Annotated in this window: 6 protein-coding genes; 3 read left to right on the top strand and 3 right to left on the bottom strand. The window is 74.7% G+C overall.

Annotated elements, in window-relative coordinates; all coding sequences use genetic code 11:
- Window positions 1–424: 424 nt before the first annotated feature.
- Together ACFXG1_RS16415 and ACFXG1_RS16410 are read left to right on the top strand one after the other, a co-directional pair.
- The gene (locus tag ACFXG1_RS16415) at window positions 425–3,637 is read left to right on the top strand and encodes a BTAD domain-containing putative transcriptional regulator (RefSeq protein WP_384743082.1); all 3,213 of its coding nucleotides are present in this window, start codon (window positions 425–427) and stop codon (window positions 3,635–3,637) included.
- A gap of 162 nt (window positions 3,638–3,799) precedes the next feature.
- Complete coding sequence (locus tag ACFXG1_RS16410; protein ID WP_384719987.1) at window positions 3,800–4,600, top strand: class I SAM-dependent methyltransferase; 801 nt, start codon at window positions 3,800–3,802, stop codon at window positions 4,598–4,600.
- Window positions 4,601–4,682: 82 nt separating this feature from the next.
- Here the strand turns inward: ACFXG1_RS16410 and ACFXG1_RS16405 are convergent, their stop codons facing one another.
- Together ACFXG1_RS16405 and ACFXG1_RS16400 are read right to left on the bottom strand one after the other, a co-directional pair.
- Window positions 4,683–5,858 carry a serine hydrolase domain-containing protein gene (locus ACFXG1_RS16405; protein WP_384743078.1) on the bottom strand — a complete coding sequence of 392 codons (1,176 nt, stop codon included), beginning with the start codon at window positions 5,856–5,858 and terminating at the stop codon, window positions 4,683–4,685.
- 237 nt (window positions 5,859–6,095) lie between these two features.
- A complete protein-coding gene (locus ACFXG1_RS16400; RefSeq protein ID WP_384743075.1) occupies window positions 6,096–7,331 on the bottom strand; it encodes a S8 family peptidase in 1,236 nt (411 codons plus the stop codon).
- 675 nt (window positions 7,332–8,006) lie between these two features.
- Between ACFXG1_RS16400 and ACFXG1_RS16395 the strand changes: the two genes are divergently transcribed.
- Window positions 8,007–10,778 carry a hypothetical protein gene (locus tag ACFXG1_RS16395; RefSeq protein WP_384743189.1) on the top strand — a complete coding sequence of 924 codons (2,772 nt, stop codon included), beginning with the start codon at window positions 8,007–8,009 and terminating at the stop codon, window positions 10,776–10,778.
- 92 nt (window positions 10,779–10,870) lie between these two features.
- On the opposite strand, the gene ACFXG1_RS16390 is transcribed toward ACFXG1_RS16395, so the two are convergent.
- Window positions 10,871–11,899: a hypothetical protein gene (locus ACFXG1_RS16390; RefSeq protein WP_384719553.1), complete on the bottom strand. Its 1,029-nt coding sequence runs from the start codon at window positions 11,897–11,899 to the stop codon at window positions 10,871–10,873.
- Window positions 11,900–12,272 lie beyond the last annotated feature (373 nt).

The raw sequence follows: 12,272 nt of genomic DNA, 5'->3' as shown, positions 1-12,272 counted from the left end.
GATGAAGAGACTGCGGCCCGGGTGTTCGGGTCCGGCTCGGAATCTGTTCGGGCCGGGTTCGGGCCGGGTTGGGGGGCGCTTCGGGCGCGGTTCGGGCCGGTTCGGGGGCCGGTTCGGCGGTCGCTCCGCACGGCGGCGGACGCGGGCTGTGGATAACTTCGGCGTGATCGCGCGGGTGTGACAAGGTGCGGAAAAGGCCGGTGGGGCCGAGACCCCGGCGGGGGCCGGGGAGGGGGAAGGAGTGGTCATGCGGGGTAGGGACGACGGACGGTCGGGACGTCGGGCGGGGGACGCGGCGGTCCGGCACCGGGAGGCGGAAGGACCAGGACCCGGCGGGCCGGCGGCGACGGGCGGTCCGGCGACGCGTAGGACGGCATCAGGCGGTCCGGCGACGGGCGGGATCGGGTTCGGGATACTCGGCGAGGTGGCGGTATGGGCCGGGGACGGGCGTCCGGTACGGGTGCCGGAGCTGAAGGTCCGCACCCTGCTCGCGTCCTTGCTGGTCGATCCGGGGCGGCCGGTCGCAGCCCACCGGCTGATCGACGATCTGTGGGGCGACGACACCCCGGGGCATCCGCAGCGGGCCCTGCAGGCAAAGGTGTCCCAACTGCGCGCGGTGCTCGCCCGGGCCGCGCCCGGCGGGCGGGACCTGGTGGTGTCCCGGGCGCCCGGCTATCAGCTCGTCCCGGGCGAGGGGGCGCTGGACGCGGCGTCCTTCCGGACGCTGGCGGCCCGGGCCCGCCGGGTTCCCGACCCCGCGGTACGGGCCGGGCTGTTCGCGGAGGCCCTCGCGATCTGGCGCGGCCCCGCCTTCGCGGACTTCGCCGACCGGTCCTTCGTCCGGGCGGCGGCGGCCCGCTGGGAGGAGGAGCGGCTCACGGTCGTGGAGGACCGCTCCGAGGCGCGGCTGGCGATCGGGGACCACGCGGCGCTCGCGGCGGAGTTGGCCGAGCGGGTCGGTGAGCATCCGCTGCGGGAACGGCTGCTCGCGGCGCGGGTACGGGCGTTGTACGCGAGTGGGCGGCAGGGTGAGGCGCTGGCCGTGTACGAGACGTTCCGTCGCGGTCTCGCCGACGCGCTGGGGCTCGATCCGGGCCCGGAGCTGGTGGCGCTGCACGCGGCGGTGCTGCGGCGGGATCCGTCGCTGGACGCGCCACGGGTCGCGGCCCCGGCGGTAGCCGCGGTGGCCTCGACGGGCGATACGGGCGATACGGCGGCGGGTGGGGCTCCGGTGGTTCCCGTGGTTCCGGTTCCGCCGGGTGAACTGGTCGGCAGGGACTCGGCGGTGGGCGAGGTCGCGGCGCTGCTGGGGTCCCGGCGGCTGGTGACGCTCACCGGGCCCGGCGGGGTGGGCAAGACCCGGCTGGCCCTGGCGGTCGCCGACCGGGTGGCGGGCGACTTTCCCGACGGGGTGCGGCTGGTGGAGCTGGCGGGCGCGGGCGGCGATCCGGCGGAGGTGGTGGCGGCCGCCATGGGGCTGCGGGACGACGGGGTGTGGGGGGCCCGGCGGCCGGGATCGCCCGGGGAGCGGCTGGCAGCCGCGTTGCGGGGGCGGCGGATGCTGCTGCTGCTCGACAACTGCGAGCATGTGGTGGAGCGGGCGGCGGCGCTGGTGGAGCGGCTGTTGCGGCAGGCGCCCGGACTGGTGGTGCTGACGACGAGTCAGGAGCCGTTGGCGCTGGCGCCGGAGACGCTGTGGCCGGTACCGCCGCTCTCCCCCGGCGCCGCGGTGGAGCTGTTCGTCTCCCGGGCCGCCGCCGGGGCGCCCGGTTTCCGGCTCGACGACGGCAACCGGGCCGCCGTGGAGGCAGTGGCGCGCCGGCTGGACGGGCTGCCGCTGGCGCTGGAGCTGGCGGCGACCCGGGTCAGGGCGCTGGGGGTGCACCGGCTGCCCGGCCTGCTCGACGACCGCTTCCGGGTGCTGCGCGCCGGGCGCCGGGACGCCCCGGCGCGTCAGCGGACCCTGCGGGCGATGATCGACTGGAGCTGGGAGCTGCTCACCGACCAGGAGCGGGCGGTGCTGCGACGGCTGGCGCCGCATCCGGACGGCTACACGCTGGAGGCGGCCGAGGCGGTGTGCGCGGGCGGCGGCATCGACCGCGACGACGTCATCGAGCTGCTGGCCCGGCTGGTGGACCGGTCTTTGGTGCGGGTCGTCGGGGACGGCGAACGGTACCGGCTGCTGGAGTCGGTGTCCGCGTACTGTCTGGAACGGCTGCGCGAGGCGGGTGAGCTGGACACCGTACGGGCCCGGCATCTGGAGTACGGCGTCCGGCTGGTGGAGTCGGCGGCTCCCGGGCTGCGGGGCCCCGGCCAGTTCGGGCTGCTGGCCCGGCTGGACGCGGAGAGCGTGAATCTGCGGTGGGCGGTGGAGACGGCGGGGGCGTACGGGGACACCGACCGGGCCCTGCGGATCGCCGACGCCCTGACCTGGTACTGGGTGCTGCGAGGGCGGCTCGCGGAGGCTCGCCGGGTACTGACCGCCGTACGCGGGCTGCCCGCCGGCGATCCGGCGCTGCGGGCCCGGGTCCTGGTGGCGCGGGCCGCGGTGACGGTGCTCGCCGGGGACGGCGGGAACCGGGCGGCGCTGTTCGCCGAGGCGCTGGCGGAGACCGTCGCGGCCGGGGAGTACGGGGACGGGGCGCCGGGCACGGCACTGGCGCGGGCGCGCTGGTTCCTCGGCCACGCGCTGCACGGTACGGGCGATGTCGCGGCCGGTGAGGCGCTGACCGGGCCCGCGCTCGACGGCTTCCGGGCGCTGGGCGACCGGTGGGGGGAGGCGGCGGCGCTGGCGGACCGGGCGACCCAGCGGCTGCTGCGGGGCGATCTCGTGGGCGCGCTGGAAGACGCGACGCTCGGCGCGCGGCTGTTCGACGGGATCGGCGACGCCTGTGGCGGGCTCCGGCTCGTCTTCCCGCTCACGGCGGTCGCCGAGATCCACGGGGACTATCCGACGGCCCGGCGGCTGCGGGAGGAGGGCCTGGCGACGGCGCGGCGGTTCGGTCTGTCGACGCAGGTCCCCGAGTTGCTGTCGGGCCTGGGCCGGGCCGCCCTGCTCGGCGGGGACTTCGCGGCGGCGCGCGAGCACCACGAGGAGGCGCTGCGGGAGTCGGCGGCGCTGGACTTCCGCTCGGGTGAGATCAACGCGCTGATCGGGCTGGGGCTCGGGGCGCGCCGTGAGGGGGATCAGGATGCCGCCGAGCGCCATCTGCTGGAGGTGCTGGACTGGCACCGGGAGGTCGGTCTGGAGGGCGGGAACGCCTTGGTGCTGGCCGAGTTGGGGTTTGTCGCCTCGATGCGCGGGGACACGGCGGAGGCGCTGCGGCTCCAGTCGGAGGGGTATGCGGCGGCGGTGACGACACGGGATCCGCGGGCGATGGCGCTGGCCCTGGAGGGGCTCGCGGACGCGCTGGTCCCGGCGGGCCGGGCGGAGGCGGCGGCGCTGCTGCTGGGGTGCGCGGACGCGGCGCGGGCGGCGACGGGGGCGCCGCTGGCGGCGGCGGAGCGCGGCGATGTGGACCGGATCGGCGCGGCGGCGGAGGCGGTGCTCGGGAAGGCGGGGTTCGACGCCGCGTTCGTACGGGGCGGAGCTCTGGCCCCGGAGTCGGCGCCGGCGGAGGCGGGGGTCGTCGTCTGACGGGCGGCCCGGCACCGCGTCCCCCGATGGCCCGGGGCGGACGGGGTGGACGGGGCGACGCTGCCGGGACGGGCGGGTAGCGCCGGACAGGCCGCGCCCGGCGGGCCGCGTCGGGGCGCAAACATGGATGCGGTGTCCTCCCCCGTCTGCCAGGCTCGGCCCGTGTCCCGATTCGAAGATCTCATCGCCGAGGGTACGAACGCGCCGACGGAGGGCTGGGACTTCTCCTGGTTCGCCGGGCGCGCGACCGAGCGACGGCCGTCGTGGGGGTACGCGACGCTGCTCGCGGACCGGATGGCGAGAGCCGGGGCGGCCCTGGACGTCCAGACCGGCGGGGGCGAGGTCCTGGCCTCGGTCCCGGTAGCGCCGCCGGTCCTGGTGGCGACGGAGTCGTGGCCGCCGAACCTGGACATCGCCCGGCGGAATCTGGCGCCGCTCGGCGGGCTCGTCGTCGAGGCCGGTGACGAGGACGATCTCCCCTTCCCGGCGGAGGATTTCGATCTGGTGGTGAGCCGTCATCCGGTGGTGACCCGCTGGGACGAGATCCGCCGGGTGCTGCGGCCCGGCGGTACGTATCTGTCGCAGCAGGTGGGGGCGGGCAGCGTACGGGAGCTCACCGAGTTCCTGATGGGACCGCGCGCGGTGAACGAGGCCCTGGAGGAGCTGGGGCGGCGCCCCCTTCCCCCGGGCGCGACCACCTCGGGCGCGGACCCGGTGGCGCTCGCGGCCGGTGCGGAGGCGGCGGGCCTCGATGTGGTGGATCTGCGGACGGAGGCGCTGCGGATGGAGTTCCACGACATCGCGGCGGTGGTCCACTTCCTCCGTAAGGTCATCTGGACCGTCCCGGGCTTCACGGTCGACGCCTACCGCCCCCGGCTGGCTGAACTGCACGGTTTCATGGAGCGCCACGGCCCCTTCGTGGCGTATGCGCGGCGCTGCCTCGTCGAGGCCCGGCGGGGCTGACCGGGGAGCCGTACGGCGGTACGGGACGGACGGCCGTATGAGACGGACGGCCGCACGGCTCCGGGGCGCGTCGTCGACCGGCTCAGCGCGCGGGCGGGGCCGTGAGGGCGGCAACCACCCGTTCGACCATCTGGCGGGGGTCCGACCGCCGGGTCGGATGGTAGGTGAGGACGAACCGGGTCCGCAGGTCCCGGGTGGCGAAGACCCGGGTCCGGTAGCCGTGTTGCTCCCCGGTCTTCCCCCAGAACACCACGCCGTTCGCCTCGGCCCGCTGGAATCCCCTGCCGTAACGCGCGGGGCCGCCGTCGGTCATCGGGACGGACGGGACCCGGAAGAGCTGCTCGACGGCGTGCGGCGGGAGCAGTTCGCCGGAGAGCAGGCCCGTGTGGAAGCGGAGGAGGTCGGCATGGCTGGAGACGATGTCGCCGTCGCCTCGGGACGCGTCCTGGCGCTGGACCGTGATGTCGCGCCGGGTGCCGTCGGTCATCCGGATGAAGCCCTGGACGTGGGGCCCGCGCAGCCGGGGGTCGGGCCCGGGGACATGGGTACGGCGCAGTCCGAGGGGTCGGACGATCCGGGAGGCGACGGCGTCGGTGTACGTCTGCCCGGTGACGTCTTCGACGATCAGGCTGAGCAGCAGATAGTTGACGCCCCGGTACTCCTGGACGCGGCCGGTCCCGGACGGCGCGGCGTGGGTGACGGTGGCGAGCAGTTCCTCAGGGGTCCAGCGGTCCAGACGGTGCCGCCAGACCTCCTCGGGGGTGTTCTCGGAGGGCAGTCCGATGTGCCGGGGGATACCGCTGGTGTGGTCGAGGAGTTGGCCGACGGTGATCCGGCCGAAGGAGTCCGGAAGCAGCCCGGCCGGCAGATGGCGGCCGATGGGCCCGTCCAGCTCCAGTCGCCCGCGGGCCCACTGCTGGAGGACGAGGGCGGCCAGGAACATCTTGGTGACGCTGCCCACCCGCAGCGCGTCCCCGGGGTGCGGCGGGCGTTCGGCGGCGGGGTGGGCGTATCCGGCGGAGCCGTACCAGGGCTCGCCTCCGGCGCCGTCGTCGACGGTCAGCTGGGCGCAGGTGGCGTGCGGGGCGGTGAGGTCGGAGATCGCGGCTCGTAAGGCCCGGTCCCGGGAGGTCGGCGCGGTGGCGGTCCGGGGGCCGGTCCCGGCGGCGGTGGCCGGCCGGCCGGTCGCGCCGACGGCGGCGAGGGCGGCCGGTGCGGCGGCGCCGAGGACGAGTCGTCGGGAGGGTGTCGGTGTCATGCCGTCAGCCTGGCCGGGCGGGGCGGGACGGCCATCGGGGATCTCCCCGGCCGGACCCCGATCGCGTCCCTGATCCCGCCCCCGATCCCGCCCCCGACGCGTCCCGGGAATGCCGGACGGCCCCCGGAGGCGCCGGACTCGTGGTCCGGGTGTCTCCGGGGGCCGTGCGGGCGGTGGCGGTGAGGTGTGGGGCTCGCCGTCACCGCGGTCCGGCCCGCGGCCGGTCGGCAGGCTGGATCAGCTCACGCGCAGCAGCCGGTTGGGCGAGCCGGGACCGGGGTTGATCACCACACCGGGTGTCGCCGCCGACACGATGGCGGAACCGACCGCGGCGGGTGTACCGGTGGGGTTGGTGCCCAGGTGGAGGGCGGCGGCACCGGCGACGTGCGGCGCGGCCATCGATGTACCCGAGATGGTGTTGGTCGCCGTGTCACTGGTGTGCCAGGCCGATGTGATGTTCTGGCCGGGGGCGAACAGGTCCAGTACGGAGCCGTAGTTCGAGAAGCTGGACCGGGTGTCGGTGATGGTGGTGGAGCCGACGGTGAGCGCCTCGGTCACCCGGGCCGGGGAGAAGCCGGAGGCGTCGGCGTTGCTGTTGCCGGCGGCGACCGCCACGGTGACCCCGGAGGCGATGAGCCGGCGGATCGCGGCGTCGAGGGTGCTGTTGGCGCCGCCACCGAGGCTCAGGTTGGCCACGGCGGGCTTGACGGCGTTGCGGGCGACCCAGTCGACCCCGGCCACGACGCCGGTGATGGTGCCGGAGCCGGCGTTGTTGAGGACGCGTACGGCGACGATCCGGGCCCGCTTGGCGACTCCGTGGAGGGTGCCGGCGACGGTGCCCGCGACATGGGTGCCGTGGCCGTTGCCGTCCTGGGCGATGTTGTCGTTGTCGACGGCGTCGTACCCGTTGAAGGCCCGGCCGGCGAAGTCGACGTGGGTGATCCGGACGCCGGTGTCGATGATGTACGCGCTGACGCCCGCACCGGCCGAGTCCGGGTAGTTGTAGCGCTGGTTCAGCGGCAGATTGGGCTGGTCGATCCGGTCGAGGCCCCACGAGGGCGGGTTGAACTGGGTCGCCTGGGTGCTGACCGTACGGTCCTGGGCGACGGACGCCACCTTGGGGTCGGCGGCGAGTCTCTTCGCCTGGCCCTCGGAGAGGGTGACCGCGTAGCCGTTGAGGGCCGTGGTGTAGGTCCGCTTGATCTTCGCGCCGTACTTCTGCGCGAGCGCCCGGCCCTCGGCGGTGGCCGAACGCACCTGGCCGTCCCGGAGGGTCACGATGTAGCTGTTCGCGATCGCGCCGGCGGCGCCGGCGTCGACGATACGGCCCTCACGGGCGTCGGGCGCCGCCGTGGCGGGCAGCGCCGTCATCAGGCCGAAGGTGAGGGCGGCGGCCAGGGTGGCCCCGAGGGGGGAGAGCCTGCGCCGGGAACGGGCGGTGTCACGTCGTCCGTCGTACTGCGTCACTGCCATTAGAGGGATCCTCCTCATGGGTGGTGCGCCGGTGGGGGGTGGTGCGTGTGGTGGATACGTTGTGCGGCTCCACGGATGTGTCACACACACCCGAAGCGTCAGGAGCATGTCAACTCCGTCCGCCAGGACCACACCCTGACAACAGGACCGTCATTTCACAAGAGGGGCCCGGCGTCACGGCGTTGGACGAGCGGGTCGTACGAGGGGTGCGGCGGCCGCGGCTGGATGGATCACCGCAGGCCGGGATGGGTGCGGCGGGCGGTGCGGACGGCTTGTTACAGCCGTGTGGCGATTGTGTGCGGCGATGGCGCGAGGGCGGCCCGGAGCGTTCCCGGTGGCGTCTCCGGGATGCTTCCGGTGGTGCTCCCGGAGTGGCCCCGGGAGCACCCCGGGGGGGGTCCCGGGCCGCACTGGATCACGGTCCATCATCTGCGGGCCGCCGGGGCCGCGCGCGGGCGGGCGGCCGGCTCCGCCCCTCCTCGAATCTCCGTCTCCCATGGGCGTGTTGAGCCACGTCCGACGCCCCGGGATGTGATCAAGCCATCACCCGCCCAAGGCAACCATCGAGTCCGCGCGGCCATCCCCGGAAGGAAACGGGCCCCTGAGACCGAGGGGCTTCAGCACGGCCGAAGACGCTGAAGACAAGCTGAAGACAAGGAGATCCACGTGATCCGAATGTCGCGCAGGCTCACCGCGACCGCCGCGGTCCTCGCGCTGGCAATGGTGGTTCCGGGGACGGCGTACGCCGATCCCCCGGGTTCCCCGCGACCATCCACGGCCTCCGCCGCGGCCCCGCTCCCCGACGGCTGGCGGATCGCCGCCACCGGGTCGGAGCGCTATCTGGAGTGGCGCTCGGAGCGCCGTGTACCCATAGGCGACGCCCGCGTCGGGTTCTTCGCGGGCGACCGGCTCATCGGCTACCCCGAGGCCGTGTCCGACGGGCACACCTTCCGGCTGCCGCTCGACGAAGCCCGTATCGGGCGGACCGGCGATCTGCGGGTGACGGCCGGTGGCCGCAGGCTCGACGCGGCCGGATCCGCCCGGAAGGCGGACGAGCCGCCCGGCGCTTCCGCCCGCAAGGCGGCGCCGTACACCCCTCCGCCCGTGAACGCGGTCGACCCTGGCGTGGCGGGACCGTACGCCACCACCACCGGCGAGTACCGGCTGCCGTCCGTACGGCTGCCGGGCATGGACACGCCCGTGGAGATGACCGGCGTGGTCGTGTCGCCGCGCGAGGCTCCCGGCAAGCGGCCCCTCGCGCTCTTCCTCCACGGACGCCACACCACCTGCTACACCCCCGGCGGCGAGGCCGACCTGATCTGGCCGTGCGCCGACGGTCAGCGCCCCATACCCAGCCACAAGGGCTATCTCCGCGCCCAGCGGCTGCTCGCGTCCCAGGGCTATGCGACGGTCTCGATCTCCGCGAACGGGATCAACGCCCAGGACCATGCCATCGACGACGCGGGGGCGCAGGCCCGTTCGTCCCTGGTCCGGCTGCATCTGGCGCGCTGGGCGGGGTGGGCGGCGAAGCCCGCGACGGCCCCGGCAGCGATACGGGCGGGCGCGCCCGCCGATCTCTCCCGGGTCCTGCTCGTCGGGCACTCCCGGGGCGGCGAGGGGGTCAACCGGGCCGCCATGGACAGTCTGCACCGGGCGCCCGCCGACCAGGACGGCTACCGGGGCCCGGTGCGCTGGAGGATCCGCGGCACCGTGCTGATCGGCCCGACCCTCTTCGGCCAGAACCCGGCGCCGGACGTCCCCTCGGCGACGATCCTCCCGGGCTGTGACGGCGATGTCTCCGACCTCCAGGGGCAGATGTATCCCGACGCCGTCCGCGGCGTCGGCAGCGGTACGGCGCTCCACAGCGCGATCTACATGGTGGGCGCCAACCACAACTACTTCAACAGCGAGTGGACACCGGGTCAGGCCGAGGCTCCCGCCGAGGACGACTTCTGGCACGATCCGGAGCGGCCCGACCCGGTGTGCGCGCCCTCCGCGCCGACCCGGCTGACCGCCGACCGGCAGCAGCGGGCCGGGGCGACGTACATCGCCGCCGCCGCCCAACTGTTCGTCGGGGGCGACGACCGGCTGCGCCCGCTGCTCGACGGTACGGGCCGCCGCGCGCCGTCCGCCGGTCCGGCACGGGTGCACACCCACGCCGTCGGCGGACACCGCGCGCCCGTCCTGCTGCCGGACTCCGGTATGTCGGTGACCGGCGGGCGGGTGTGCGACCAGGTCGCGTGGGACGAGCCGACGGCCTGCCTGCCGCAGGGGGAGTCCTTCTCCACGCCGCACTTCGCGTTGTGGCACACCCGGCAGGAGTTGGGCCGCAAGTCGGTGACGGCCGCGTGGACCGCGCCGGGCACACCGGTACGGATCCGGCCCGCCCGGCCGGTGTGGGCCGGGGACTCCCGGGCGCTCGCCCTGCGGGTCGCCGTTCCGCCCGACAGCGCCGGTACCCGGTTCGACGTCGCGGTCACCGACGCCTCGGGGCGGCGGGCCGTCCTCGGCGGAGTCCGGCTCGACGGACTGCCGGGCAGCGCCGACATCTCCGCGCGTTGGGCCCAGGAGGTCCGGGTCGGGCTGGGGGCCGCGGTACGGTCCGGAGTCGATACGAAGCGGCTGGCGGAGGTCGAGCTGACACCGCGCAGCCGAGACGGTGAGCTGCTGCTGATCGACGCGTGGGGCTGGCGCGCCGGCACTCCGGCGGTCCGGCAGGCCGCGATGCCGCGGATCGACGTCGGCAGGCTGACGGTGCAGGAGGGCGACTCGGGCGAGCGGACGTACCACTATCCGGTCCGGGTCTCCGGCAAGGGCACCGGCCGGGTGTGGGTGTACACCCCCGACCCGGAGACCGGTATGCCGCGGGGACGGCTCGTGACGGTCCGCCCGGGGGTGAACCCGGTGGATGTCACCCTGACCGTCCGGGGCAACACGCGTTTCTCGTACGACGACGGGCACGCCGTGTCCGTGAAGACGGCGCGTGGCGCCGTCGTGGGCTCCGACTACGGTGGCATCACGACGCTCAACGACGATCCGATGCCGGAGTTCTCCGCCGCGCCCGTCGCCGCCGACGTCACCGAGGGCGAGCCGCTGACCTGGCGGGTGTCCCTGTCCCAGGCCGCGGACGCCGAGCTGTGGGACGCCGGTTTCCATGTGCTGCCGGTGACCGGCGGGCCCGAGGTGTCCACGACCGACGTGGGCGCGGAGTGGCTGGCCGAGTACATCGGAACCGGCCCGGAGCCGGAGCGTCCGCTTTCGGTCGCCGTTCCGGAGCCGTACTTCCCCGTGATGGTCCCGGTGGGCCGGACGAGTGTCGATGTCGCGATCCCGACGGAGCGCGACGGCCGCGCCGAACCGATGGAGTCGCTGCGGCTGCGGTTCGACCCTCCGGGGGACGCGCCGCACGGACCGGTCTTCACCGGCACGGTACGGGACGCTTCCTAGGTACGCGGGTGTGGGCCGGGGTCTCCCGGCCCACACCCGGCAGGCGGAAACGGGTGGGGATCACGCGTCGCCGCTCCTGCCGTCGACGGGAGTCAGCGATTGGCTCCGGGGGCTCCGTCGATGGTGGTGACCAGGCCGTCGATGACGGTACGGCTGCCGCGCCCGCCGGCCCCGCCGGGGTGACCGGCGCCGCCGTTGCCGCCGGTGGAGGTGCCGCCCACTCCGAGAACGGTGAGGGGCCCGTCGTTGCCGTTGCCGCCGTTGCCGCCTTCCGAGCCGGTCTGGCGGGTGTCTCCGCCGTTGCCGCCCCGGAGGGTGACGCGCCCGACCATGGTGATGCTCTCGTCATTGGCGTCGCCGCCGTTGCCGCCCTCACCGTTGGACAGCCCGAAGCCGCCGTTTCCACCAGTCACGGTGACCTGGTTGTTCAGGGACAGCGGACGGGTCCTGAGCGTGCCGTCGTTGCCGATACCGCCCTCACCCCCGTCGGAGTCCGGAGTCTCGCCGAACTGGGTCTGTCCGGCGTTTCCGCCGTTGCCACCGATCAAGGTGATGGAGCCCGAGCCGACGACGGTCCCTTCGCGGTTGGCCGCACCACCGGTGCCGCCGCCACTGCTGGTCCCTCCGCGCCCACCGTTCCCGCCCCGGACCACGATGGTGTCGTTCCCGCCACCGCCGTCGATGGTCCCGGTGTTGCCGTACCCGCCGACGCCTCCCGTACGGGTGTCTCCCCCGCCGCCGCGACCGTGCGCCGCGGTGACCCGGATCTCGTCGTCTCCGGCGCCTCCGTTGACAGCGCCGTTGTTCCCGTCCGATCCCCTGCCGCTGCTGGCCGTCGTCCCACCGGTCACAAAGATGATGTCGTTTCCCACTCCGCCGTTGATGGTCCCCCTGTTGACGGACACTCCGCCGCCGGACGAGATCCGGATGGTGTCGTCCCCCTCTCCGGCGTCGATCGTGGTACCCGGGGAGACACCGCTCGTGCATCGGATCAGGTCGTTCCCGCTGGTGCCGGTGATGGTCTCGCTGACGATCGGACTGTTGTTGACGGTGCACAGACTCGTCTCTGCGGTCGCCGTCCCCGGAACCGCGACCAGGAGGGCGCACGCGGTCGCGAGCACCGCGCCGCCCGCGACAGCCGCCCGACGCCATCGCGACGGATCGGGAGCAGAGGAGGGAAGTGGAGAAGGGAACAGGAATCGAGGTGTACTCATGGGGGACCGCCTTGCTCTCCAGGAGCCCCGGCCCGGGGCCCGGTACCGGTCGACCGGCCGTCGCCGGGACGCCACGGGCACCGGACCCGTCACCCGCCCCGAGCGGACCACCCGGTTTATACCTGACCGACTGTCACCCCATGCGCCGACACGACCACGAGCCGTACCCGGACGAAGCGACACCTAACCGGCTAAGCCGGGGCGCGCGGCGCGCGCCCCGGTGCGCGGGCCCGGAGATCACTCCCGGGCCCCGCCGGCCCCCAACAGCCCGACGAAACCC

The organism is Streptomyces sp. NPDC059248, from assembly GCF_042753905.1.
Lineage (GTDB): Bacteria > Actinomycetota > Actinomycetes > Streptomycetales > Streptomycetaceae > Streptomyces.
Note: the sequence above shows the minus strand (reverse complement) of the source record. Positions and strands in the feature narration are given on the sequence as shown.

Bases quoted from the DNA above. Each gene is read 5' to 3' on its own strand.
- ACFXG1_RS16405 (WP_384743078.1), bottom strand. From the start codon at position 5,858: ATGACACCGACACCCTCCCGACGACTCGTCCTCGGCGCCGCCGCACCG.
- ACFXG1_RS16400 (WP_384743075.1), bottom strand. From the start codon at position 7,331: ATGGCAGTGACGCAGTACGACGGACGACGTGACACCGCCCGTTCCCGG.
- ACFXG1_RS16395 (WP_384743189.1), top strand. From the start codon at position 8,007: ATGTCGCGCAGGCTCACCGCGACCGCCGCGGTCCTCGCGCTGGCAATG.